We start from the raw sequence: 24,288 nt of genomic DNA, 5'->3' as shown, positions 1-24,288 counted from the left end.
CAAGCTCTGGCTTGACGCGACGCCGAACCGAGAGCGACGCTCCCGTCCGCACGAACGTCCATGCCCAGCCCCAAACCCACGCCCAAGCCAGCACCCAGGCCCACGTCGAGCGAGCCGTCGAAAGGCTTCCGCGTCGCGCTGACCCTCCTCAAGATCGTCGCGATCGTCTGGGGGTTCGTCGCCACGCTGATCTCGCTGATGGCCGTGGTCGGCGCGATGACGGAGAACGGCTATGCCCGGCTGCTCATCGCGCTCGCCGTGACCGTGATCGTGCCGCTCGGGATCGCCGACAAGCTGCTTCCCGAGGGGCAAACCAAGGGGGGGGCGAGCATCGTCACCGACGTGCTCGCGATCGCTTGGCTCGGCGTGGCGCTCGCGTTCACGGGCGCCGCGAAGTTCACCGGGTCGCTCTACGTGAGGGAAGGCGATCGGCTCGCCATCGCGGGGTACAAGCAGCTCGCGCAGGTCGCGTACCTGCTCGGCGGCGTGCGGCCCACGTTTTGGGAGCCCACGCCCACGCCCGCGCCCGTCGCGGACGGGGCCGCGGACGCCGGCGCAGACGCCGAGGCCGCAGCGGATGCGGGCGCGGCGGCGGACGCAGCGGCGGCGGTGCCGGCGGTCGTGGATGCGAGCGCGCCCGTGGATGCGGGCACGCCCGTGGACGCCGGCGCGACGGGGAAGGCCGACAAGACGCCGGCCGAGCTGTTCCGTGACCTCTCGCCTTCAGTCGTGACGATCTTCGTGAAGAAGGGCGAGGCGCAGGGCGGCGGGACCGGGTTCTTGATCGACGAGGCGGGGGTCGTCGTGACGAACCACCACGTGATCGAGGGCGCGACGTCGGCGCGCATCAAGTTCGAGAACGGCGCGGCCTACCACGACATCCAGGTGCTCGTGGACAACCGCGAGGTGGACCTGGCCCTGCTCGCGATCGATCTGAAACAACCGCTCGAAGGCGGCGCGCCGCCGGACGCGAAGCCGCTCGATCTCGGCGACTCGGAGAAGATCGTGGTCGGCGAGAGGGCGATCGCGATCGGCAACCCGCTCGGGCTCGAGCACACGCTGACGGACGGGCTCGTCTCGGCGCGGCGGCTGCACGAGGGGCGGCAGTGGATCCAGATCTCGGTGCCGATTTCCCCGGGAAATTCGGGCGGGCCGCTGTTCAACATGCGCGGTGAGGTGATCGGGATCAACACGGCCCAGTTCGGCGGCGCCTTCGCAGGGGCGCAGAACCTGAACCTGGCCGTGCCGGTGAACGAGCTCAAGCGCCTCGTCAAATCGAGCTACCCCGGGCGGCGCAAGCTCGGCGATCCGAGCGCCTCCTCCAGCCAGTGGTGAGTCCCTTGCGCCAGAAAATCGTCTTCGTTTTGCTCATCTGTCTCCTCGGAGGGTTCGGCGCGATCTTCGTGACGCGGAGCCGCGCGCCCCACACGGCGCCGGCGCCAAGAGACGAGGCCGTCGCGGCGCTGCCCGCCCCGAGCGAGAGCGCAAGCGCGGGCGCAGGGACGAGCGCCGCCGCGAGCGCCGGGCCGGTGCCGAGCGGGAGCGGGAGCGCGGGCGCTGCGCCCGTGGCGAACGGGAGCACGAGCGCGGGCGCGCCGCCGGTGGAAACGAAGCCGCAGCCGTTGCTCGATCGGCCGCTGAAGGTGGTGTCGCTCGGCTGGGAGCTGGCGGCGCCGGGGCTGCTCGCAAACGAGGGGCAAACGCCGGGGCCGAAGAGCGTGTTCACGGCGTCGGGGCTCGACGTGCGGCTCTCGGTGTCGGACGCGATGAGCGCGGTCGAGGAGGCGCTCGCGCGCGGCGGCAGCGACGAGAACGGGGCGGATGTGGCCGTGGTGCCGCTGCCGACGTTCCTCGCGGCCTACGAGCGGCTGCGGGCCCTGTCGCCCGAGGTGTTTTTCGTGGTGGGGTTTTCCCGCGGGCGGGAGGCGTTCGCGGCGAAGGACGGGCTGCCGACGGCGCCCGTGAAGGGCGACGTGACGCTCGTGGGCACGCCGGGCGCGCCGGCGACGTTCGTCGGGCTCTTCTTGCTCGACGTCGCGGGCGTGCCGGCCGCGAACGTGAAGGTCGTGGCGCCCGGGAGCCGTGACGAAAAAGAGGCCGGGTTCGTCGCGTTCGATCGGACGGAGATGGGCGCGGACGGCGCGGCGGGGCGCAAGATCGTGCTGACGACGGCGGACGCGCCGCGGCTCGTTCCGCTCGTGGCCGTGGCGCCGCGCGGGCTCGTGGCGGACAAGGAGCGCGCGCTCGTGGCGCTCGCGAAGGGGTTTCTGGAGGGGCAGAAGAAGCTCGCCACGGATCCGCCGGGCGGGGCGCGGATCGTGGCGGCGGCGAAGGGCGCGCCGGAGCCGCTCGCGCTCTTGCGGCGGCTCGGGGACGTGGCCCCGGCGTCGATCGGGGACAACGCGAGGATGGCGGGGTTGTCGGGGCGCGGGGCGCTGACGCTGACGACGTTGTTCCAGCGGACGTGGCAGCTCTATCGCGGGGCCTCGGTGCTCGCGACGCCGCCGCCGGAGACGCCGCCGATCGCGACGAACGTGATCGCGGCGCTCGCGCGCTCGGGCGCGCTCCCCGGCGGGGACATGAAGAGCGAGGCAGGCAAGGGGAAGCCCTCGGAGGGCGAGAAGCCGCTCGTGGTGTTCCGTCAGGAGAAGCTCGACGAGGAGGCGTTGATCGACACGATCGGGCTGCTCGCGGCGGTGTTCGAGCGGAGCGTGGTGCGCGTGTCGGTGACGAGCGCGGGGGGCGTGGACGGGGCGAAGACGAAGAAGGTGATCGAGGCGGCGGAGGGGCGCTTCGATCTGGAGAGCGGAAAGCTCGTGGCGCCGAAGAAGGCAGGCGCGAAGGGGGCGGCGGTGGTGGAGGTGATGGCATTGCCATAAGGGGGCGCCGTGATTTCGGTCGTCGGGAAGAACGATTCGCCGCTCGTGACGGGCGCGTGATCTAGAGGACTTCCAGAGGTCGGGGCACCTCGTGTACCCTGTCCCGGATGGCATCCGAGAGCGGCCGTTACGACAAGCTCGCCGAGATCGCCTCGGGTGGCATGGCCACGGTCTACCTCGCGCGGGCCCACGGCCTCGGCGGGTTCGAACGGCTCGTCGCCGTGAAGGAGATGCACCCGCACCTCGCCAAGGAGCCGGAGTTCGTCGCGATGTTCCTCGACGAAGCCCGGCTCGCCGCGCGGATCCGGCACCCGAACGTGGTCGCGACCCTCGACGTGACCGAGGCCGAGGAGGGCGCGCTCTCGCTCGTGATGGAATACGTCGAGGGGCCGAGCCTTCAGCAGATCCTGCGGCGCGCCGCTCGTCAGAGCGATCGGGTCCCGGTCGACGTCGCGCTCCGGATCTTCCTCGACGCGCTCGCGGGCCTCGAAGCCGCGCACGAGCTCGCGGACGAACAGGGCGTACCGCTCCGGATCGTGCATCGCGACGTGTCCCCGCAAAACATCCTCGTGAGCACGGACGGCATCACGAAGCTCACGGATTTCGGGGTCGCCCGCGCCGATTCACGGCTTTCGAGCACGCGCACCGGGACGGTGAAGGGGAAAGTGCCGTACATGGCCCCGGAGCAGATTCGTTCGAAGCCTCTCGACAGGCGCACGGACGTGTACGCGGCCGGGGCGGTGTTATGGGAGATGCTCGCCCGTCGCCGGCTGGTGAAGGCCGAGAGCGAGGTGGCGATGATGTACCAGATCACCGAGAACGCGGCCGTGTCGCCGCGCGAGGTGATCCCGGAGGTGCCCGAGGCCATCGCGCAGGTTTGCATGAAGGCCCTGGAGAAAAACCCCGACGAGCGTCACGCGAGCGCCGCCGATTTCGCCGATGCGCTGGAGGCAGCGGCGCGCGCCGACGGGGTCGTGGTGGCAAACGCTCGCGTGGTGGCGGCGTATGTCCGGACGATCAACGTGCACCGTCCGCCGTCGGCGCTTGCCCCGGAGGGCCGGCGATCGACGGTGTCCGGTATTTCGAGCGTGACGGGGACGGGAGGAACGGGGAGCCAAGAGGCAGCCCTGCCCGCGCCGGCGGCGACCCCGGCGCGCACGGCGCTCACGAGCACGCGGGACGCGGAGGTCGAGCCGCCGAAGAAGAGGTCGTTCCGGGGGATGTTTGTTCTGGTGGCCGTGGCGGCGGCGGCCGTCGGGGTGTTCGTCGGGGTGCGGTATGGGCAGCCGTCTCCGGAAGCGAATGGGCCGAGCGAGGGGCGCGTCACGCAGGGCGCGCCGATCGAGACGCAGGCGCCGGCCGTGACGACGGCCACCGAGCCGCCGCCCGTCGCGTCGACGGGGGCGTCTGCAGCGGCGGCGCCAATTCCCACGCCCACGCAGGCGGCGCCATCCGCGGTGGCGAAGCCTGCGACGCCTCTTTCGACGGCTTCGACCCTTCGGACGGCAAACCCTCCGTCGAAGGGGGGCTATCGTCCCCGGGAGTTATGACGCGTTTCATCCGACGTTCCCTCGCTGCATTCGTGGTGGCGGTCCAAATCGCCCTTTCGGGCGCGCCCGCGCTCGCCGCGCCGACCCCTGCATCCACGGCCGCGGCGCAGAAGGCGTTCGACGCGGGGCAGGAACTGTATGACAAGGGCCAGCACGAGGAGGCGATCGCCCGGTTTCGCGAGGCCTACGCGATCACGAAGAGTCCGAATGCACGGATGATGATCGCCCGGTCGCTGCTCGCGCTGGGCAAGCTCGTCGAGGCGTATGAAGAGCTCGCGGCGACGCGGGTCGAGGCGGCGGTCCTGGCCCAGGAGCAACCGAAATACGAGCGGGCCCGCGACAGCGCCGCGGCCGACCTCGCCGCGCTCGAGCCCAAGGTGGCGAAGGTGATCGTGGCCCTCGCGCAGCCCGAGGGCGCCCGCGTGACCCTCAATGGCACGGCGCTGCCGGCCGAGCGGCTCGGCGTGGCCATCGTCGTGCTGCCGGGCAAGGTGGTGGTGGAGGTCGAGCCGGCCCAAGGCGCGCGGATGCAGCGCGAGGAGACCGTGGTCGGCGGGCAGACGAAGACGATCTTCGTGGCCCCGGGCGCCGAGGGGCCGAAAAACGAGCCCATCAAGCCCGCGCTCGCAGAATCGACGGCGGGCGGCGGCGTGCGGATCGCCGGGTACGTGGTCGCGGGGCTCGGCGTGGTGGGGCTCGGGGTGTTTGGCGTGACGACTGCGATGGCGCAGAGCAAATACGACGGGCTTCTCGCCGATTGCGGGGGCAAACGGTGCACGGATCCGCGGTATGCGGACGTGATCGACGAGGGAAAACGGCTCGACGCGATCGCGCTCGGCTCGCTCGTGGGCGGGGCGGCAGGCGTGGCGGCGGGCGCGTTGATGATCGCGCTCGGCGGGCCGAAGGCGGCGAAGCGGACGGACGCGCGGGTCGTGGTCGGGCCCGCGGGCGCGTTCGTCGAAGTGGGTGGAGCGTTCTGATCCGGGCGAGGTTTGGCATGATGTGCAACAACATGATTTCGAGGCTCGCCTGGTTGCCGCTCTTCGCTCACCTCGTCGGCTGCAACCGGGACTGGGACGCGTACGATCCGCGGCTCGGCGGCGGAGGCGCGGGCGCGGAGATGGGCGTGTCGAGCGTCAACAGCAGTTCCGGGTCGGGCGGCGTCGGCGGAATGGGAGGCGAGGGCGGCGCGTCGAGCAGCAGCTCCGCAATGGGCGGCGCAGGTGGTGTGGGCGGCGCGGGCGGCGCGGGCGGGGCTCCGCAGTGCACGATCGCCTTGAAGGACAATTTCGACGACGGGATGACCGATCCGGAGAAATGGTCGAACTACGTGGAAGCCGGCGCGTCGATCGCCGAGTCCGAGGGCAACCTGATCGTGACGATGGAGTCCGGAGCCCCCGGATACGCGGTGCATTACTCGACCCAGCCGTACGACATCTCAAACTGTGGCGTGTTCGTCCAGGTGCTGGAGGTCCCGAACCCGACCGCCAAAGCTTATGCGGCGTTCCAGGTCGGCACGGGGAGCGATAACGCGGTCGAGATCGCTTTCTACCAGGGGACGCTGTACTGCCACAAGATCCTCGCCGACAACTACACCGATGTGGCGTTCACCGAATACAATCCCACCGAGCACGCGTTCTGGCGTATTCGCGAGCAGGACGGGACTACGTTCTGGGAGACGTCGCCCGACGGGCAGCAATGGAAGGTGCAGGCGAGCGAGCCGAACCCGCTGCCCGCCGGAGAGATGTACGTGGCCCTGACCGGAGGGATCGACGAGCCGGCGCCGAACCCGGGCCGGGCGCGTTTCGACAATCTGAACATCCTGCCCTGACGCGGGCCGGCGGTTCAGCGCGTCAATGCGATTCGACGCTGATCACGTTGCCCGTGACGTCCGTGGCCACGGCCCGGATGCGTAGCAGGCCGCTCGTGACGGCGCCGACGAGCCCCGTGAACGTGAAATCGACTTCGTACGCGGGCATCGTGTTGTTGTATTTCTTCGGCCGTACGAGGATGCCCTCGTTGTTCGGGTCGTCGATGACGACGTCGGATTCGCTCGATGAATAGGTGCGATTCCAGTCGTCGATGTCGTAGGCCCGCTCGGAGAGGGGCACGAGGCCTTCGAGGATGGCGCCGGTGTCGGCCTCGAAGGTGGCGACGGAGACGCGGCGGAGGTCGAGCTCGCCCGCGCCCACACGCGCCGTGATCGTGACCTTGGGCTGGAGAGGGTTCGTCATGTCCACCTTGCCAATCTCCAGCGTGGGTGCGCCTTTGTCCGTGTAGGGCAGGACTTCGAGCGGGTGGACGCAGTCCTTTTTGTTGTCGCCGGGCTTGCGAATCTCGAAGTGCAGGTGCGCGAAGCCATTCGAGGCTTTGCCGCTCAGGGCGATGACCTCGCCGGCGTCGACGCTGTCGCCGACGTCGACGTCCACCTCGGAGCAATGCACGTACGTGCTGTAATAGCCGCCGTGGTCGACCTTGACGAGCATGCCGCCGGCACTCGTGTTTGTCTGAATCTCGCTGACCCTGCCCGCGGCGATCGCGGAGACGTCCGTGCCCTCGGGGACGGCGATGTCGATGCCGCGATGAAAGTCATAGATGTCGTCTTCCGTACGGACACGGGGACCAAAGGTGGATGAGAGCGGAAAATCACCGTCGGTCGCGCCGCTGATAGGCCATACGACTGGGCCATCCGCGCCGCAGCCGGCGAGGAAGAGCGCACCCGCAGAAACGAGGACGGAAGCACCCCGTAGCCATAAGAATTTCATGAATGGTATGATATCATTCGTGGCCGGCCGCGGGAGGGAAATGCGCCGGCGATTGCGTGCCGTTCAGGGCAACGTGGTGCCTTGTGGCAGCTCTGCGCGAAAATTCGGCGCAAGCAGGTCCCGCGCGAGCTGGACCTCGACGAGATCGAAGATCGGGCTGTCCGCGACTTTACGCAGGCGCTCTTGTGTGGCCGGGTCGCCCGAGGCGCGTCGTGCCATGGCCGTGTAAAACTCCGCCTCGACTCGCTGTGACGCATTCTGCGCAGCCGCGAGGAGGCCTTCGTCCGTCATACGTCCGAGCGCCCACTGCGCGAGCTTGACGACCCACGCGTCACGGTCGCCATTTGTCGAGAGCGCACGCGCCGTCGTATCGTCCGGCGTCGCGCGAAGTTCCCGTTCGAGGAGGAAGAGCCAGAGGCCGCCATAGATGCGTTCTTCCTGATCGACGTCGGCTTCGAGGCCCTGGCGAACGGCCGCGCGCGCCGCGTCGAGGTCGCGCCGGACGAGCGCGCGCGAGACGACCTGGAGGACCGTGGCGCCGAGCGCAGGACGATCGGTGGCCGCAACCGCGAGGGCCCGATCGTGCGCGCGTCGTGCAGTCTTGGCGTCGCCGTACGCTTCGAGGACGCGGCCGAGCAAGGTCTCGGCCCGGGCGCGCGTGCCCGCTTCGCCGCGCTGCTTCTGGGAGGCGAGCGCGGCGGAGAGCGCGTCCGCGAGCTCGGCCTTCGCCGCATCGGTGGCCCCGAGGTCGCGATGAATCTCGAACGCGAGCAGGTGCGCCTCGGCGAGGTCGGCGAGGGAGGCGCGTGCGTCGGGCGCGGAGAACGAGCGGCGCAGGTTGTCGAGCGCCGCCGCAGAGTCCTTGGCCTGACGATCCGCGCGCGCGACGCGCAGCCACGCGGCGACCGAGGGGTCCCCCTTGGCAGCGGCCACGAAGAGCGGGCGCGCCGCGGCGAGGTCGCCAGCGTGCACTTCGACGGAGGCCATGAGCAAGCGCAGGCGCGCCGGCGTGGGTTCGAGGCCCGCGGCCGCGATCTCGGGGCGATCGGCCGCCGCGAGCAGGGGCGCGGCGGCGCGGAAGGTGCGGCGCACGGCGTCGATGTCGCCGATGTCGGCGTCGACGGCCATGCCATCGAAGACGATGTGGTTCGCGGCCGCGATGAGCCTCGCGTTCGGCTGCGGGCCAAGCGCGCTCGCAAGCACGGCCGGCGCGCCCTCGGACATGCCGAGCAGGACGAGCTCTCCGGCGAGGATCCGGGCCGCGGAAAAGTCCTTCGGGTCCTTGCGGTACGCTTCGAGCACGCTGCCCCAAAGGCCCGCCTCGACGAGGCGCGGATCGAGCCGCTCCTCGCGGTCCTCCTCTTCCTCGTCGCTCATCGGCGTGCGTTCATTGACGAACGCCGAGGCGAGCAGCTCCCACGCCCGCGCGTCGCCGTCCTCGGAGGCCATCAGGAGGCCTTGGCGGAGGCCAGGCGCGGCGATGAGGCGGACCTCGGAGCTCTCGATGCGCGCCAGGGCGCTCTGCGCGTCGCCGTGCCGAGCGAAGATCGACGCGAGCATCATCGCGCCGGTTTCGATGGCGCGCGCGGCCTCCATGGCCTCGGCGCGCTCGGGCCGCTTGCCCGTCTGCCGGAAGATGCGGTTGATCTCGATGCCACGCCCGACCCACGCCTCGATCGCGTTCGCCGCAGCGTCGAGCGTATCGCCGGACGGATCGACCATGGCGCGCGCAGCGAGGTACCGCGCCTCGGCGCCGAGCTTCACGCCGGGGCTGCCCGCGTGGGTGTCGCCCATCCAGCGTTCGAGGTTCGCGAGGTGCTCGTCGAGCTCGGTGCGTCCCGGGGCGTTCGTGCCGAGCGCGGCGGCGCGCATGCGCATGAGCGCGTGCACGCGGCCCTCGTCGCCGAGGCCCGAGAGGTGGCGGATCGCGCCGTCGAGCGCGCGCGCGCCGGTCGCGTCGACCATCGCGCCTTGCCCTTCGCCGACGCGGACGAGGTAGAGCGCGCCGAGGACGCTCGCGGTCCCTCGCTCGGCATGCCCGAGCGCGAAGCGACGTTCGGCATGCGCGAGCTGGCGGCGCACGACGCCCGCGACGAGGCCGAGCCGCTGCGGGGTGCGCGCGCCGTCCGAAAGGACACGCGCGAGGCTGGCGGAGAAGTCCGCGTCCTGGACGTCGACGGGGCGGACAGGGCCCTCGACGACCTGCACAGGGGTCTTCGTGGGCCGGTTCGACGTCCCGCAGCCGACGGCGCTGGCGGCGAGGAGCGAGGCGAGGATGGCTCGGGCGAACGCGCGCGCGCGGGGCGTAGATCTCGGAGGCATCTTCGCGGAGTGTACACGGCGGGCGCGAACCTGCACGAGGGCACGAGGCCCCCCGGACGTCGGAAGCAGGCTCGAAACCGGCCGAAACCAGGATAGACGAACCGGATCGCTTCGCGCTTACGCCTTCGTGCTCGGCTTGTGTCCGAGGAGCTTGCCGGCGAGCTCGTCGCCAAGCTCGTTCGCCATGAGCTTCTCGACGATCGCCTCGGTTTCGCGTCGCTCTTTGTCGTCGTTGTACTGGAACTCGATGCCCATGCCGGCGGGGGAGTCGGGTGTGGCGTCGACGGGACGCACGATCCACTTGACCCGCCCGCGGAGGCGGAGCGGCTCGGCCAGGTTCTTGATGCTGAGCGCGAAGACGAACTCGGTGTTCACGTCGAGGGGCCGGTCCGTGCGGATGAAGGTGCCGCCCTTCGAAATGTTGCGCGTGTAGTCGGCGAAGAACGTGTTGAGCCGCTTGTACTCGACGTTCAGCTCGATGGCCGCGCGGCCTCCGGTGGTTCGCCGCTCGCTCACGGGAGTAACCTATCCCCAACGTCGCGAGACTACAATCCGAGCATGCACTGGAAGGAGAGGCTCTCCTCGCTCGAGCGGGTCGCCAAGGATGTCGTGTTCGGGGCGCGGACGGTAGGCCGCGTCGCGATCCAGACCAAGATGCCGAGCCACGTTCGCTGGGCCGGGCTCGAAGCCACCGCGCGCGAGCTTTTGCGGACGCGCAAGGCCGCGCCGCCGCTGCTTTTTCACTTCATGGCGCACAACGATCCCCACACCGTGGGCCTCGTGGGGCTCTCGGCGTCGCCGAGCGGCAGGCTCGTGGAGGAGCGCGCGTACTCGTTTCAGGAGATGAACGAGCGCATCGAGCGCATCGCCGCGGGGCTCGCGGAGCGAGGCGTTCGGCCGGACGATCGGATCGCGCTGATGATCAAGAACCGGCCGGAGTTCGTGCTGCTGCAGATCGCCGCGGGCAAGCTCGGGTGCGGCGCAGTGAGCTGTTCGTTTCGGTCGACGCCGAGCGAGCTGGAGTATGTGGCGACGCACTCGGGCGCGCGCGCGCTTTTCTTCGACGTGGACGTGGCCGAGACGGTGCGCGAGGCGGCGCCGAAGCTCGCGCAGATCGGCGGAGAGCGATGTTTTTCGGTGGGCGGCGAGGTCGCGTCGTTTCCGACGCTCGAAGCGCTGGTCGCGTCGGCGAAGGGGCCGCCGCCCAAGCCCGGCGACGAGCCCGCGGTGGTGATGTACACGTCGGGCACGACGGGCAAACCCAAGGGCGCGGTGCGGCAGTTCGCGAAGGGAGCGACGAGCGCGGCGTTCGCGTTCATCGGGGAGACGCCGATGCAGATGGGCGAGGTGCACCTCGCGGTGTGCCCGCTCTATCACGCGACGGCGTTCGGGTTCATCACGATGTCGTACCTCGTGGGGAGCACGGTGATCGTGCTGCGCGACTTCCGGCCCGAGTCGTTCCTCGAAGCGATCGAGCGCTACCGCGTGACGACGACCGCCGTGGTGCCGACGATGCTGCACCGGATCGTGGAGCTCGGGGAGGAGAAGATCCGGCGCTACGACACGTCGTCGCTGAAGGCGATCTTCACGGGCGGCGCGGCGATCTCGATCCCGCTCGCGAACGAGGTGCTCCGGCTCTTCGGGGACAAACTGTTCAACTTCTACGGGGCGACGGAGACGGGCGTGGTGACGCTCGCCAAGCCCGCGGATCTGCGCGCGGCGCCGGGGACGATCGGCCGGACGATCCCAGGCGCGGAGGTGCGGCTCTACGACGAGGCGGGGCGCGTCTGCGGGCCGGGAGAGGTGGGCGAGCTCTACGCGCGGAGCGGGCAGCTCTTCTCGGGCTACCACGCCGACGACGCGGGCACGCGCGACGCGATGCGCGACGGGTTCTTCTCGGTCGGTGATCTCGCGCGGAGGGACGAGCGCGGCTACTTCTTCCTCGAAGGTCGCAAGCGCGACATGATCATCTCGGGCGGCGTGAACGTGTATCCAGCCGAGGTGGAGCACGTGCTGCACGATCATCCAGCGGTCGCGGAGGTCGCGATCGTGGGCGTCCCGGACGAAGCCTGGGGCGAGCGGGTGCGCGCGTTCGTGGTGCTGAAGGCGGGCGCGCGCGCCGAGTCGAAGGAACTCGAAGCGTTCGCGCGCGCTCGGCTGTCGGGCGCGAAGGTGCCGCGCGAGTTCGTGTTCGTTCCGTCCTTGCCGCGCAACCCGACAGGCAAGGTGCTGAAGCGCGAACTGCGCGCCATGGCCCTGTGACGAGCGCGGAGGTTTGGTGTAGGAGGGCTTCATGGTCCTCCGCGTTGGCTTGCTCGTCGGACGTGAGCGCTCCTTTCCCGATGCCCTGATCGCCGAGGTCGCGCGGCGCGACGCCGGCGTCGTGGCGAGTTACGCCGAGCTCGACATCACCTCGATCGATCGGCCGCCGCCGTACGACGTGCTCGTCGATCGCATCTCGCACGAGGTGACCTGTTACCAGCCGGTGCTGAAGCTCGCGGTGCTGAATGGCACGCGCGTGGTGAACAATCCGTTCTGGCGGATCGCGGACGACAAACTCTTCGGGACGGCGCTCGCGGCGCGGCTCGGCGTGCGCGTGCCGAGGACCGTGGTGCTGCCGTCGAAGTCGTACGGCGAGGGGGTGTCGAACGAGACGCTCTGCAACTTGCGCTTCCCGCTCGACTGGGAAGGCGCGGCGCGCGAGCTCGGCTTCCCGATGTTCATCAAGCCGCACTGGGGCGGAGGGTTCCGTGACGTCTATCGCGTGAGCTCGCTCGAAGAGCTGTGGCGCGCGTACGATCGGACAGGGATGCTGACGATGATCGCGCAGGAGGCGATCCCGTGGTCGCAGTACGTGCGGTGCATCGTGGTCGGCAAGGAGCACGTGCTGCCCGCGTTGTGGGATCCGCGGCTCGGGCACTTCGACAGGTACGTGCGGGCGAGCGAGACGATGCCTCCGCTCGAACCCGCGCTGCTCGCGCGATGCGTGGAGGACGCTCGTTCGCTCTGTCGCGCGCTCGGCTACGACATGAACACGGTCGAGCTCGCGATCCGCGACGGCGTGCCGTACGCGATCGACTTCATGAACTCGGCGCCCGACTTCGACATCTCGTCGCTCGGGCCCGAGCACTTTCCGTGGGTGGTGGAGAAGATGGCCGACCTCGTGATCCGGCTGGCCCACGAGGGGCCGCCGAAGCCGGCGATGAGCTTCAAAGACGTGATGCGCTGATCACTCGGCGTCGGCGAGGGCGAGCGCCTCGTGCGCGTCGGCCTTCGCGGACACCGGCTTGCGGGCGCCGGGCGGCGGCGCGAGGCGCTTGCGCTTGATCATCTCGACGAGCGTCGTGCGGTTCAGGCCGAGCAGGCGCGAGGCGCGGTTCTTGTTCCAGCCCGTGCGCTCGAGCGCCTGGAGGATCATGCGCGTCTCGAACTCCTCGACCGCAGCGCGCAGATCGAGCCCCTGCACGGGCAAGGCGCCGAGAAGGAGCGGCGAGGCGGGCGCCTTCGGCGCGCGGATTTCCTCGGGCAGATCCGAGACGGTCACGTACGGGCCCTCGGCGAAGCCGACCGCCTGTTCGATCGCGCGTTCGAGGCCACGCGCGTGCTCCGCGAACGTGTGACCTTCGAGCAGCGAGCTCGCTTCGGGGGAGATGCCGCGCAGATCGTTGCGGTGCGCGCGCGCGGCGTGGAGCTCGAAGAAATGCTGGACGAGCTGGGGCAGGTCGTTCGCGCGCTCTTGCAGGGTCGGGAGTTTCACCGTGGTCTCGGCGAAGAGCGCGCAGAGCGCAGCGTTACAGCCGCTGCTCGGATCGAGCGGCCGCTCGGAGGTCACGACGAGGCGCGTGTCGCCGCGGTTCGCGAGGGCGACGAGCTCGGCGGAGAGCTCGGCGGGGAGACGATCGATCGCGACGACGACGAGCGTCCCGCCGCGGGCGCTCTCGGCGGCGGCGTGGAGCGCGGCGGTGTCGATGGGCGCGCTCTCGTCGGAGAGCACGACGAGCGGACCCTGGGCCGTCGTTTCGTGCAGGACCCGCGCGAAGAAGCGCTTGCCGGCGCCGGGCTCCCCGACGAAGTGCACGGGCACGCGGGACATCGAGAGGCGTCCGATCACGCGGACGACCTCCTCGATCGTGGCGCTCTGCCCGACAACGCGGGATCCCATGAAGGCCAACGCCGGGCGCACGGCGCGGGTCTGCGAAGAGGGCTGGGTTTCGTGGCTGAGCTGATCCTGCGTGGCCGTCGACATGTCAGGAACTCCCCGATGCTGAAGTCAGGTCCGCAATGGACTTCAGCAAGGGATATGCCAGCCAAGGAATTGGCAGAGTTTCGCAGATTTACATCAAACCGGGGGGTCAAGGAAGACCCAGGCTTGATTTTGTAAGCTATCGAAATGACGTGGGTGTCGATCCCGTGACGTTCCGTCAGGAGGGTCGTGCGTGACCCATGGGGGTCAGCGTGGACCCCCCTTACGGAATCGACGTACGAGGGCCGCGACGCCGGCGAGGGCGCTGAGGGCGAGGCCACCGGAGGTGGGCGCAGGCGCGTCGGTGCCCGCAGCGCGACAGGCGCAGCCGCTCTCCTGCGAGATGTCCTGCGACGGAGCCACGGGGCCGCCGAAGCCCACGCCCTTGAGGACGATCTCCTGGACCGGGTCGTTCGGATCGTTCGAAGCGATGAACAACGTCGCCTCGAAGGGGCCGTTTTTCTTGGGCATGAAGCGCACGGCCGTGTCCGCCGTGACGCCGGGTTCGATCTCGAGGCTCGGATCCCACGCGGGGAAGAGCTCCGGGCTGCTCGACACGATCGTGACCTTCGCGCGCGCCTCGCCCGCATTCCACAAGCCGAAGCTTTCGAGGCTCTTCTGCCCGACCTCGACCTCGCCGAAATCGATCACGTCCTTCGGCAGCACGAGGTCGGGCAGCGGGACGTGCACGCGCTGCTTGGGGAACGACCACTTCGTCTCCGTGATCGGGAACGAGATCGGGATGTCGATGAGGTCGAACGAGAAGTTCTGGCCGAGGATCTCGACCCACATGCCCGGGATGAGGTGGATGATGCCGTCGTAATCGACGTACCCCTCGGGATGCACGTCGAGATCGATCGAGGGGCCGTTCAAGTACTCGGCCTTCGTCTCGCCGCCCTCCTCGGTGATGTCGCCGCCCACGACGAATTTGCCCTCGGCGGTCTCCACGACGATCCGCTCGGTCGTGTACGTCGCGGCGAGCTCCATCTGCACGTCGACCTTGAGGCCGCCGTCCACGAGGACGCTGGGAATGCTGATGATGTCGCTGAGGGGGACCTCGATGATCGTCTGCGGCGTGGTCTTGCTGGAGAGCGTGGCGCCAGGTTTCCAGCCCCATGCATCGAAGACCTGTTCGCCTTCGACCTGGAAGTCGATCTGCGGGATGTACGGGATGTCGCCGACCCAATCGTACGGGATGCCGGCGATCTTCACGTGGAGCTGCGCCTGCGCGCCGAGCTCGACGCCGTAGTGATACGAGAGCAAGCCGCCCTCGGGCGTGCCGGGCGCGCGGAGCAGGAGCGCTTCGGGCCAGTTCGTTTCGAGCGCGCCTTTGAGCGAGACACGCGTGGTCGCATAGACGCCCGCCCATAGGTGGACCTGCAAGGGCGAGTTTGCCGGGACCCAACCGGTGTCGAAGCTCCATTCGATCGGCAGCGAGTCGCTGCGCGAGAAGGCGATCGGAGCGGTCTTGCACCAGTCGGGATCGACGTCGCAATCCACGGCGACGACCTCGGCGCGCGCAGCGCTCGGAAGAAGCGCGACCCCGAGGGCGAGGGCGGAGGCCGCGAGAACACCTTTTCTCCAAAGAAAGCGCGTCTTCATGGTCGCGGCGCATTATCGCCGCGATGCCCCGCGAAAGCCATCCGCGATGCGTGGCTTCTACCGCGCGCCCGCCATCGCGCCGACGGCGATGGCCGCGGCCGCGAGCACGACCGCCAAAAGGATCCACGGCCACCGTGTCGCCGGCTGTCCCGGGCGCTCCGCGGCGGCGTTCACGGGCGGTGCAGGCTTGGGAGCGAGCGCGACGGCCTTCGCGACGGCCGTGCGGAGCTCGAGCTCGGTGTCGCCCGTGGCGAGCGCGTCGGCGTCGTCGACGGCCGCAGGCGCGATGACGTGATGCTCGTCCCGCGCGCCGGAGAGGGCCTCGGCGAAGGCGCGCGCGGTCTCGTACCGCTCGTCGGGGTTTTTCGCGAGGGCGCGATGGACGACGGCTTCGAGCGCGGGCGGGATGTCCCGATCGGGGCTCGACGCGCGCGGCGAGGGGACGGGCTCGGTGAGGTGCGCGGTCATGGCCGCGATGGGCGTCTTGCCGGTGTACGGCGCGCGGCCCGTGAGCATCTCGAAGAGGAGCACGCCAGCCGCGTAGATGTCGCAGCGGTGATCGACGTCGTCGCCGCGGACCTGCTCGGGCGACATGTACTCGGGCGTGCCGAGGATCATGTTGCGCTCGGTGAGCGAGGTGCCCGAGGGATCGCGGTGCAAGGCCTTGCCAAGGCCGAAGTCGACGACCCAGACCATGGGCACGCGGCCCGTGCCGAGCTCGCCCTGGATGATCACGTTCGCGGGCTTGAGGTCGCGGTGCACGAAGCCGCCCGCGTGCGCGGCGCCGAGCGCGGCGCAGATCTGGAGCGTGATCTCCACGGCATCGTCGATCGAGGGCCGATGCTTGCGGAGCGCCACGTCGAGCGAGAGGCCCTCGACGTATTCGAGCACGAGCACGGGCAGGCCGTCGTCCTCGGTGACGTCGAGCAGGCGCACGATGTGGTTGCCTTCGAGCTGCTTCAGGATCGAGGCCTCGCGCGTGAAGCGGCGCGAGAAGTGCGGGTCGAAGCAGAGGGTCCGGTGGATGACCTTCAGCGCGACACGCGCGTCCGTCTCGCTGTCCTTGGCGACGTAGACGATGCCGCTCGCGCCCTCGCCGACGACGGACTCGACCGTGTACCGCGAGGCGACGACACGGCCCGGCGCGAGCTGCTCGGCGCCGGAGGCGATCGGGGCGCGCGGCTCGCCTTGCTCCACGCCTACCGACCTCCCGCAGGCGCGCGGCGTGGCGCGGTGGGCGCCGCGGACGCGGACGCAGAGGGGATCACGGAGGGAGGCGGCGCGGCGGCGCCGAGGGTGCTCGCGTTCGTACAGGCACGAACGATCTTCGGGGAGAGCTCGATCGGGTCGAGGACAATCGCGGGATCGGCCTCGCGCCAGGCGAGGCAAGAGGTCTCGGCGAGGCCCTGGGCGTCGAGCGCGACGTAGGCCTCGACGAGGCGCTGGTGGATCTGCGCGAGCTGCGTCCGCGAGAGGTCCCCCGAGCCGAGCATGCGGCTCGCGCGCGCGACGGCGTCGACGTAGCGGCCGTTGCGTACGTCGGCGGCGAGCTGCGGCAGGTCCGTATCGACGCGGCGCTGGGCTTCCCGCGCGCGGCCTGCGCCTTCCGAGCGGACGAGCGCGCCTGCGCTCGCGGCGAGGGCCTTTCCTTCGGCCGTGAGCTCGAGCTCGGTGAGCGGCACGAGCACCACGTCGCCGCGCTGGAGCGCCTCACCGCCGAGGCGGTTGTACCGATCGAGCATCCACGCCTTGTCGCGCTGGCCGAGGAAGCGGTAGGCGACGGTCAGCGTGGAGTCGCCTGGGCCGGCGACGTACCGGAGGTTGTAGGGGACGCGGATCTCCTGGCCTTCGGTGGGCTGGATCCAGGGCTTGGCTTCGTTCGTGAGGGCGAGGACGTCGCTGCGATCGGGGTGGCCGAGCAGCGTGTCGGCGAGCGAGGTCCAGGTCTCGCCGGCGGCGACGCGGTGGTGCCCGACGGACGGGATCTCCAGGCGCATGCCGGGCACGATCGAAAGGCCCCTGCCTGCGTCGAGGGCGTTCGCGGAGACGAGGATTTGCTCCATCTCGACGCGGCCGTACACGCGCTCGGCGATCTGAGCGAGCGTCTCGCCGGCGCGGACGACGTGCGGGAACGCGCCTGCGGGCCGGGCGGGGACGAGGAGGAGGGCGAGCGCGGTCGCCACGCCCGCGAGGGGGATCCTCCGCGGGCCGTGCCGGCGACCGAGACCTTGGCGAAGCACGCCCCGAGCGTACCAGACGGACGCGAGGAATGGCGACCGGTTACGCCCGCGGGGGGTGTGGGGGGCAGAGGAACGACCGCAGAGCCGTCCGACCGGAGCCCCCCACCGTCAAGCCAAGAGCGCCTCCAGGAGGGACAGGCTCTCCTCCTCTTCCGGATCGACGCTCCCGTCGGCCTTGACCATGCGTTGCGCGAAATCGAGCACCATCTGCCGGTGCGCGCGCGGGATGGCGGCCGGGTCGACGTCCTCGGCGCGCGGCGGCACTTGCAGCCAGCTCTCGACCTGCTTTGCCTCGTCCGGATCGAGCTTCAGCTCCTTGACCATCTTGTGGACGAGAGCGCGCTCCTTGGGCTTGACCTCGAGATCCGCCCAGGCAAACGAGCACACGAACCCCATCACCCGGAGACGATCCTCGCGGCTCAGGTTCTTCAGCATGGCGGTACTCTATCAGACCTGGTCAGGACGGTGGGGACCGTCTGCGGCCGCGGAGGAGGGCGCGGCGAGCGCTCGGGAGGGTCGAAACACGAGGGCCGCGAGCAGGCAGAGGACCGGCGTGATCACCACGTGATAACGGTCCTCGCCGAAGAAGATCGCGTGCGTGAGCGCCACGGTGGCGACGGCGAAGACGAGGTAGCCGACGGTGGCGTTGCGGGCCGGCGCGCCCGGGAGCGGCAAGGCGCCGAAGAGCACGATCAGCACGGCGAGCGGCCAGAACGGATGCGCGTCCGCGGAGATGCCGTGGAGGACGACGCCCACGACCGCGAGCAGCGCGGCGATCTGCGTGAGCCGCGCGCGCAGCGGCAAACGACCGAGCGGAGAGGCCACGAGGCCGAGCGCGGCGAGCGCGAGCAGCGCGACGTGCACGGCGGTGAGCACGGCGCGGCCCGTGGCTTTGCGGGGCTCGGGCCAGGCCGCGGGGTTCGCCTCGCCGAGGTAGCCCATCGGGAACGACTCGTGATCGAAGGTGTGGCCGAGCTTCTTCGGGACGAGCGAGAGCCAGCGGATCGGGTCGTTTGCGATCCAGCGCAGGCCCTCGTCGCGCCAGCATTGATCCTGCTGGACCTGGCCCGTGACGACCTTGCAACCGTCGCTCGCGCGCAGCGTCTCGAAGCGCCCCGTCGCGCGCGGGGAAGCGCCGATCGCCAGGTTCCATCCGGCGTTCGTCGAGACGAAGGCGCACCCGTCCATCACGCGGCAGTTGCGCGCGGTCCAGGGCAGGACGACGAGCACGGCGGTCGCGAGCGCCAGGCCGGCCGTGATCATGCCCTTCTTCAGCTTCGCGCGGAGCGTGCCGTCGCCGAGCGTGAAGAAGCCTAGGGCCGGCGCGCAAAGCAAGCTCTGCGGCCGGACCAGCGTGGCGAGGCCAAGCGTGAGGCCCGCGAGGAGTGCGCCGCGCAGGGGTTTTTCCTTGGCGTCCCGCGCGACGAGCCACCCAGCTGCGATGAGTCCGAGCGCGGCGAGCGGCTCGGTCATCACGAGCGCGGCGTAGACGATGAGGCCGGGATCGAGCGCGCAGAGCAGACCCGCGGCGCGGGCGCGGTTCTTCGTCGTCGCGTACCGCGCGAGCCTGTGCACGAGCACCGCGACGAGGGCGCCCGTGACGGCGTTGACCACGGGCGCGGTGGCGGGGCCCGCGCCGAAGAGGCGGTAGAAGATCCCGAGGAAGCCGCTGTAGCCGACGGGGTAATGGCACCACGGGTGCCAGACGCGCTGCCCGCCGATGACGACGTCGTCGGAGTAGCCGAGGCCCTCGGCGATGCGGCGTGCGCCGAAGTCGTAGTAGTGCCCGTCCCACACGGGCTCGCGGGCCCAGGCGATCGCGACGTAGAGGCGCGGAAGGAGCGCCAGCACGAAGAGGGCGGCTGAAAAGAGCCGATCCCGTCCTTCGTCCGAAGGCTTATCCACTGCTCCTCGCGCGCCCAAGGGAGAGATCTCGCAGCCTTCGCGTGTACGTCTTCGCGACCTGCGCGGGGTCGAGCTTCAAGAACTTCGCGATCTGCTGGACGAAGCCCTGCACGTACACGAGCGCGGGCAGATCCCCGAACGACTCGTTCTCGATCGCGTGGAGGTGCGTGATGTTGATCTTCGTGCGCTGCGCGATCTCGGTGATCTCGATCCCCTGCGACTCGCGCACCTTGCGCAGGAGCGCGCCCGAGAACTGGGTCTCGGCGTTGATCTCGCGCGCGAGCTCGGCCTGGAGCATGGCGAGCTCCGCCATCTGCGCGGCGTTGCTGCTGCGCTGCGGCACCACCGTGGCCGGCGTGTCGTCGGGGAACGTGGAGAGGTCGTAGGCGCGACGGCGCACGGGATCGAGCAGCGTGTCGTGCGCCTCCTCGATCCGCGCCTGCACCTGGCGCAAGACCTCGGGCGCGACGACCGAGCAGAGCGGCAGGCTGCCCTCGCGGAAGATCTCCCGCTGACGCTTCACGGCACGGCGGATCTCGTCGTCGGCCGCGGTGCGCGGCACGCCGAGCACTTCGTACAACGTGGCGGGCAAGGCGGCGGCGCGCTGCTGGGTGACGGGCGCGCGGGGCGGGAGCGCGCCGCCGCGGGTGCTCTGCGCGGCGAGCAGCGCGAGGATGCGGCGCGCGACGCGCTCGATGTTGCGCGCGCTCTTCGAGGTGGGGCTGTCGATGAGGAGCGGCTGCCTGCGCCGCACCGTGAGCCACACGGCGTCGTCGTGCTCGATGTGGCCGAGGTTGTCGAGCGAGATGCCGAGGAAACGCTCGGCGATCACGGACATGCTCATGCCGAGGTCGAGGTCGGAGCGCAGGCGCGTCTGCCCGACGACGAGGTGCGCGGCGACGCGGAGCATCTCCTCGGCCGCGACCTTGGCGACGCCGTCGTCGTAGCGCTTGATCTCGGCGACGATCGCGGGCGGCGGGGCGAGCGGCGGCAGCGCCGCGATCACGCGCTCGACCAGGCGCAGCTTGAAGCGCTCCTTCGTGAGCGCGCGCCGGAGCACGCGCAGGTAGAGCGCGCGGCAGAAGCGGTAGGTCGTCTCGATCGCGAGCGGCTCGGGCGCCGTCACGCAGATCCCGACGTCGGCCTGGAGGAAGAGATCCAGCGTCGAGGCCGTCGTCGAGGCGCCGAGGTTCAGAAGGACGTAGTCGACGTCGAGCTTCTCGATCTGCCGCGCCCAGTGCGATCCGCGGTTCGGTCGGATCGGCGTCGCCGTCATGGGATCGTAGGCCGTGGGCAAGAGGCGCAGACCCGGCACGATCGTGCTCACGGGCTTGGCCTTGCCTTCTTCGAGCGCCTCGCTCGTCACGAGCGGCGGCGTCTCCAGGCCGAGCACGCCGTGCAGGTTCGAACCGAACGGATCGGTGTCGCAGACGACGACCTCGCGGCCGAGCTGGGCGAAGTAGACGCCGAGGTTCACGGTGAGCAGCGTCTTGCCGACGCCGCCGCGGCCTCCGCCGACGGCGATGACCCGCCGCGTGCGTGCGCCCGAGGGCGACTCGATCATGGGCGGCGGCGGGATCGTGGGTGTCAGCCGCTCGTTGTCGTCGTCTCCGGGCACGGGCACGCCCGGACGTGTACCACAGGATCTGCTTGGTCAAGGGGGAGGTCGGGGTGAGGGGGCGCATGTCCGCGTTTGGCGAAGGCGTGTGCGCGCGTCCGCGAGGGGTTGTGGCGTCGCGGCGAGGGGTTTTGGCGGGTTTGGGACGAGTGATCAGACGTCGACGACGGGTGTGGTTGAGGTTCCTCGAAAGCACTGTTGACGCCGGTTGTACGTCGGGGCATCACCGGGCGGCATGCATCAGCATAATCGAGCAGCATTCTTCAATGTGGATGGGTCTGCTTCGCTTCTTCGACTGTACGTCCGGCTGGTAGCGTTGGAGTTGACGTTGAAGGACGACGACTCGACGAACTATGCGGAGGGGCACGACGTCATTGAGATGGTGAACAAGCGAAGCGATCCTGCGTTGACTTCGCTGGCAACGGCGCTCGATACTACCCTCAGGAAGCTGTGGTGCAGCCACAGGGATGGTACTCCCAGGCAGGTCAACTCCAAGAAGTACCCGGATATCCGGTATTTGCGTCATGAATTTGATTATACGGGCACGACGACGGATACAGACCTCATGGCGGCCCTGGATGCTTTGGAGAGCCTCTGGGAGGAGTTCAGGAAGAAGGGGCTCAAAGCATGCTGACGGGTGCTGATCTGATTGCTCAGATCGACGCTGCGTTTCCAGGTGAGACAAGGCGTCGGTTTCAGTTTCCCTTCGTCCGCATCCACGTGGTCTCTGCTTCTTTCGAGGGGATCGACGAGGACGACCGGGAACAATTCCTGGCCAGACGGGTACGCATTTCGATAGCGGATCTACAAGCTGTCTGCAACAGGCTATTCTTCCGATTGGATCTCCAGACGCCGGGCGAGGCCTCTACCGCGAGAAAGGCGGATCGCGGTCACTTTTGGGCACGACTCCTCATCGAGGAAGACCCGCAGCCCGAGCCACTCGATAGCCCCAGCCCCCTTGTAGCTCATTTTTATGGCTACAAGGGTGGGCAGACGCGCTCCACCGTACTCTGCTTTCTTGCTCGAAAGTTGGCGGATGATGGGTGGCGCGTACTGACCATCGATGTCGACGCCGAGGCGCCTTCGCTAGACATCCTCTTCGGTACACCCGCTTGGGGTATGGCCTCCTCAATCCTCGGCATACATGCCGGCGCGGACGTGACCCCCGTGCGCGCAGTGACTCCGGCGCGCGGTCGAGGTTACGTGGATGTTTTGCCATTTCGACCTCAAGGGGAGCGTTTTGATCTCGATGCGGCCGCGCTGGCGCTAGAGGGCAATGTCCACCCACCAAGTCAGAGCAAAATTATCTCCGGCGTCGTAAAGCTCGCTGTCGACTACGATGTCGTGCTCGTCGATCATCGTACAGGACTTTCATCGACGCTCCCTCCTTGGGTGCGGCATTTGCCTGGTCCTGTCATCGTCTTTGCACGTATGGATGGTCAGTGGAGACCTGCAAAGAATCATTTGCGGCACCTTTGGAGCCTGAGGCCTCGGAACCCAGGCGCGCTCGTATCGTTCAAGCCGGACAACGAGTCCACGGTGGAAGAATATCGCAGGCGAATGTGGGACCAGGCATCGGAGCCGGTCGGAGAGCTGGCTGCCGCCAAAGCGACGCCTGAGATGGATCCCGATGACGTGCCAACCGCCGAAGACATTGCCGATCACTGGATCGTGTGGCCTTATGATACTGCATTCAATGAAACACGCGTTCCGGATGCCGGACGCGTCGGGGCTGCGGTACGTGAATCATGTGAGATGCTTCGAAGGCTTCTCGACCTGGCGGGTCGACCTGCTGTAGAGAAAATTGCATCAGCGCCTACCAAGCAGGCTGTGCTCCATCCGAGCGGTGCGCTCGATGAGGGCGATTTGATTCAAACAGAGGCGTTGCGCGCGCTGCGACCGCGCAACAGCCCATATATTTTCATTGTTGGGCGCAAGGGTACTGGCAAGACCCGCCTCATGCGGACGCTCGTCGAGGAGAATCTGGGCGAAGCGCTTCTCGTACCGAGCGAAGTTGCTGGAGAAACTGGCATCACGGCGGGCGACACCGTGCTCCAAGAGTTCGCGCGCAAAACGAGTCGAGACCCGGAACTGTTCTGGTGGACGCTGCTGCGCGTGGCTCTGGAACGTGAGGACACCGAACGCTCCGCGATGTCTGCAGCACTCGACATGGCCGGTCATGAGGCAGAGAGAAGCTTGCGTCTGGCCAGGATGGCGGCTGCAAACGCAGCATGTGCAAGGACGTTTTTGATTGATGGGCTCGAGACGGCCTTCAGGCCAGCCGAAACATTTGATTTCGTGGGAGCCCTTTTTCGCGTGGAGTCTGCGCTGCGGAGTGACCCTGTCTTCAGCGACAAAGTTCGCATGCGAATCTTCATTCGTAAGGATTTGGCCGATCGAGGTTACGAGAACTTCGAGCAACAGGCGCATGGCCGTAGATGGGATCTGGTTTGGTATACCCAAGGCATCTTGAACTTTGCTCTGTCGCGTATACGCAAACTCCCGTGGTTTGAGCGACGGTTCGCTGCGGCGTACGAGGTAATCAACGAGCATGAGTATGCAGGCGCGATTCTTAATGGCGCGCTGACAGTTGAGGCGTGTGAGGAGTTGCTGCTCGAGATATTTCCGAGGAATCTCGGTCGCCTTAACTTGAACACAACCACGTTCCTGAAAACCTATTTCAGCGATGACCCGACGGGCGAGTCTTCGTACTACCCCCGGATTTATGACGATTTCCTTCGCATCATCGCCGGTCAGGATGCGAAACGAAGAGCGTTCCACGGTCCAGAGCTGGGGGATGACGGGAAGATCAGCGATGCGCTCGTGTTCTTTGCACACGAAGAGGCGGCCGCGAAGTTCTTGATCGATGTTAACGCCGAGCTCCGTAACCTCGTCGAAATGGACAACGAGATGCTGTCGCGCTTGATCGCGGCATTCGCAGGCACCGTCACTCCGTTCGAGGTCGAGAGCCGTCGTGACGAGCTGGCGAGTCGTACGGGCATCGACAGAGTGACCGTTGGGCACGCGCTCGACCGAATGCGTCAGTTCGGTATATTCGAAGATCGCCCCAAATACCCGGGACAATGGCGAGCCGGACGACTCTTCAAGACCTCGCTGAGAATGCGTTACTACCGCAAGCGGAAAGGAGAGGAGTAAACGAAATG

The 24,288-nt window shown here is 68.6% G+C and carries 19 protein-coding genes; 9 read left to right on the top strand and 10 right to left on the bottom strand.

Features of this window, described 5'->3' with window-relative positions; genetic code table 11:
* The first annotated feature begins 60 nt into the window (after window positions 1–60).
* The 5 genes from POL67_RS48360 to POL67_RS48340 all read left to right on the top strand — a co-directional run bounded on the left by POL67_RS48360 (window position 61) and on the right by POL67_RS48340 (window position 6,260).
* Window positions 61–1,335 (top strand): S1C family serine protease, encoded by a 1,275-nt coding sequence (locus tag POL67_RS48360; protein ID WP_271928843.1) that lies wholly within the window; start codon window positions 61–63, stop codon window positions 1,333–1,335.
* Between the two features lie 5 nt (window positions 1,336–1,340).
* Window positions 1,341–2,879, top strand: coding sequence for a substrate-binding domain-containing protein (locus POL67_RS48355; protein ID WP_271928841.1), 1,539 nt, complete (start codon window positions 1,341–1,343; stop codon window positions 2,877–2,879).
* A gap of 107 nt (window positions 2,880–2,986) precedes the next feature.
* Complete coding sequence (locus tag POL67_RS48350) at window positions 2,987–4,429, top strand: serine/threonine-protein kinase (protein ID WP_271928839.1); 1,443 nt, start codon at window positions 2,987–2,989, stop codon at window positions 4,427–4,429.
* A gap of 32 nt (window positions 4,430–4,461) precedes the next feature.
* Entirely contained in the window at window positions 4,462–5,409 is a 948-nt protein-coding gene (locus POL67_RS48345; RefSeq protein ID WP_271928837.1) for a hypothetical protein, read from the top strand.
* 32 nt (window positions 5,410–5,441) lie between these two features.
* Window positions 5,442–6,260, top strand: coding sequence for a hypothetical protein (locus tag POL67_RS48340; RefSeq protein WP_271928834.1), 819 nt, complete (start codon window positions 5,442–5,444; stop codon window positions 6,258–6,260).
* 22 nt (window positions 6,261–6,282) lie between these two features.
* Here the strand turns inward: POL67_RS48340 and POL67_RS48335 are convergent, their stop codons facing one another.
* The 3 genes from POL67_RS48335 to POL67_RS48325 form a co-directional block, all read right to left on the bottom strand.
* Window positions 6,283–7,194 carry a M23 family metallopeptidase gene (locus POL67_RS48335; RefSeq protein WP_271928831.1) on the bottom strand — a complete coding sequence of 304 codons (912 nt, stop codon included), beginning with the start codon at window positions 7,192–7,194 and terminating at the stop codon, window positions 6,283–6,285.
* Window positions 7,195–7,257: 63 nt separating this feature from the next.
* On the bottom strand, window positions 7,258–9,516 hold the full coding sequence (locus POL67_RS48330; protein ID WP_271928828.1) for a tetratricopeptide repeat protein: 2,259 nt from the start codon (window positions 9,514–9,516) through the stop codon (window positions 7,258–7,260).
* A 117-nt stretch (window positions 9,517–9,633) separates the two neighbouring features.
* Window positions 9,634–10,032: a PilZ domain-containing protein gene (locus POL67_RS48325; protein ID WP_271928825.1), complete on the bottom strand. Its 399-nt coding sequence runs from the start codon at window positions 10,030–10,032 to the stop codon at window positions 9,634–9,636.
* 42 nt (window positions 10,033–10,074) lie between these two features.
* Here POL67_RS48325 and POL67_RS48320 point away from each other — a divergent pair, with 42 nt between their 5' ends.
* Both POL67_RS48320 and POL67_RS48315 read left to right on the top strand, forming a co-directional pair.
* Window positions 10,075–11,778: a class I adenylate-forming enzyme family protein gene (locus tag POL67_RS48320; protein WP_271928823.1), complete on the top strand. Its 1,704-nt coding sequence runs from the start codon at window positions 10,075–10,077 to the stop codon at window positions 11,776–11,778.
* A 31-nt stretch (window positions 11,779–11,809) separates the two neighbouring features.
* Window positions 11,810–12,745, top strand: a complete 936-nt coding sequence (locus POL67_RS48315; RefSeq protein ID WP_271928820.1) for an ATP-grasp domain-containing protein — start codon at window positions 11,810–11,812, stop codon at window positions 12,743–12,745.
* Here POL67_RS48315 and POL67_RS48310 read toward each other — a convergent pair whose 3' ends face one another.
* The 7 genes from POL67_RS48310 to POL67_RS48280 form a co-directional block, all read right to left on the bottom strand.
* Entirely contained in the window at window positions 12,746–13,762 is a 1,017-nt protein-coding gene (locus tag POL67_RS48310) for a helix-turn-helix domain-containing protein (protein ID WP_271928817.1), read from the bottom strand. It lies immediately after the preceding gene.
* 204 nt (window positions 13,763–13,966) lie between these two features.
* Window positions 13,967–15,361 carry an Ig-like domain-containing protein gene (locus POL67_RS48305; protein ID WP_271928816.1) on the bottom strand — a complete coding sequence of 465 codons (1,395 nt, stop codon included), beginning with the start codon at window positions 15,359–15,361 and terminating at the stop codon, window positions 13,967–13,969.
* Between the two features lie 57 nt (window positions 15,362–15,418).
* Window positions 15,419–16,558, bottom strand: a complete 1,140-nt coding sequence (locus tag POL67_RS48300) for a serine/threonine-protein kinase (RefSeq protein ID WP_271928814.1) — start codon at window positions 16,556–16,558, stop codon at window positions 15,419–15,421.
* A 2-nt stretch (window positions 16,559–16,560) separates the two neighbouring features.
* Complete coding sequence (locus POL67_RS48295; protein ID WP_271928813.1) at window positions 16,561–17,601, bottom strand: LysM peptidoglycan-binding domain-containing protein; 1,041 nt, start codon at window positions 17,599–17,601, stop codon at window positions 16,561–16,563.
* Window positions 17,602–17,709: 108 nt separating this feature from the next.
* A complete protein-coding gene (locus tag POL67_RS48290; RefSeq protein WP_271928812.1) occupies window positions 17,710–18,036 on the bottom strand; it encodes a tellurite resistance TerB family protein in 327 nt (108 codons plus the stop codon).
* Window positions 18,037–18,048: 12 nt separating this feature from the next.
* The gene (locus tag POL67_RS48285) at window positions 18,049–19,506 is read right to left on the bottom strand and encodes an ArnT family glycosyltransferase (RefSeq protein ID WP_271928810.1); all 1,458 of its coding nucleotides are present in this window, start codon (window positions 19,504–19,506) and stop codon (window positions 18,049–18,051) included.
* Window positions 19,499–21,130, bottom strand: coding sequence for a helix-turn-helix domain-containing protein (locus tag POL67_RS48280; protein ID WP_271928808.1), 1,632 nt, complete (start codon window positions 21,128–21,130; stop codon window positions 19,499–19,501). Before POL67_RS48280 ends, POL67_RS48285 begins: the two co-directional genes overlap by 8 nt.
* A gap of 322 nt (window positions 21,131–21,452) precedes the next feature.
* On the opposite strand from POL67_RS48280, the gene POL67_RS48275 reads away from it, so the two are divergent.
* Both POL67_RS48275 and POL67_RS48270 read left to right on the top strand, forming a co-directional pair.
* Window positions 21,453–21,758 carry a hypothetical protein gene (locus POL67_RS48275; RefSeq protein WP_271928806.1) on the top strand — a complete coding sequence of 102 codons (306 nt, stop codon included), beginning with the start codon at window positions 21,453–21,455 and terminating at the stop codon, window positions 21,756–21,758.
* On the top strand, window positions 21,752–24,280 hold the full coding sequence (locus tag POL67_RS48270) for a MinD/ParA family ATP-binding protein (RefSeq protein ID WP_271928803.1): 2,529 nt from the start codon (window positions 21,752–21,754) through the stop codon (window positions 24,278–24,280). Before POL67_RS48275 ends, POL67_RS48270 begins: the two co-directional genes overlap by 7 nt.
* Window positions 24,281–24,288 lie beyond the last annotated feature (8 nt).

Origin of the sequence: Polyangium mundeleinium (assembly GCF_028369105.1) — a bacterium.
GTDB classification, from domain to species: Bacteria; Myxococcota_A; Polyangia; order Polyangiales; family Polyangiaceae; genus Polyangium; species Polyangium mundeleinium.
This window is presented reverse-complemented; position numbering and strand designations above follow the sequence as displayed.

Bases quoted from the DNA above. Each gene is read 5' to 3' on its own strand.
- POL67_RS48360 (WP_271928843.1), top strand. From the start codon at position 61: ATGCCCAGCCCCAAACCCACGCCCAAGCCAGCACCCAGGCCCACGTCG.
- POL67_RS48350 (WP_271928839.1), top strand. From the start codon at position 2,987: ATGGCATCCGAGAGCGGCCGTTACGACAAGCTCGCCGAGATCGCCTCG.
- POL67_RS48340 (WP_271928834.1), top strand. From the start codon at position 5,442: ATGATTTCGAGGCTCGCCTGGTTGCCGCTCTTCGCTCACCTCGTCGGC.
- POL67_RS48335 (WP_271928831.1), bottom strand. From the start codon at position 7,194: ATGAAATTCTTATGGCTACGGGGTGCTTCCGTCCTCGTTTCTGCGGGT.
- POL67_RS48330 (WP_271928828.1), bottom strand. From the start codon at position 9,516: ATGCCTCCGAGATCTACGCCCCGCGCGCGCGCGTTCGCCCGAGCCATC.
- POL67_RS48320 (WP_271928823.1), top strand. From the start codon at position 10,075: ATGCACTGGAAGGAGAGGCTCTCCTCGCTCGAGCGGGTCGCCAAGGAT.
- POL67_RS48315 (WP_271928820.1), top strand. From the start codon at position 11,810: ATGGTCCTCCGCGTTGGCTTGCTCGTCGGACGTGAGCGCTCCTTTCCC.
- POL67_RS48310 (WP_271928817.1), bottom strand. From the start codon at position 13,762: ATGTCGACGGCCACGCAGGATCAGCTCAGCCACGAAACCCAGCCCTCT.
- POL67_RS48305 (WP_271928816.1), bottom strand. From the start codon at position 15,361: ATGAAGACGCGCTTTCTTTGGAGAAAAGGTGTTCTCGCGGCCTCCGCC.
- POL67_RS48290 (WP_271928812.1), bottom strand. From the start codon at position 18,036: ATGCTGAAGAACCTGAGCCGCGAGGATCGTCTCCGGGTGATGGGGTTC.
- POL67_RS48270 (WP_271928803.1), top strand. From the start codon at position 21,752: ATGCTGACGGGTGCTGATCTGATTGCTCAGATCGACGCTGCGTTTCCA.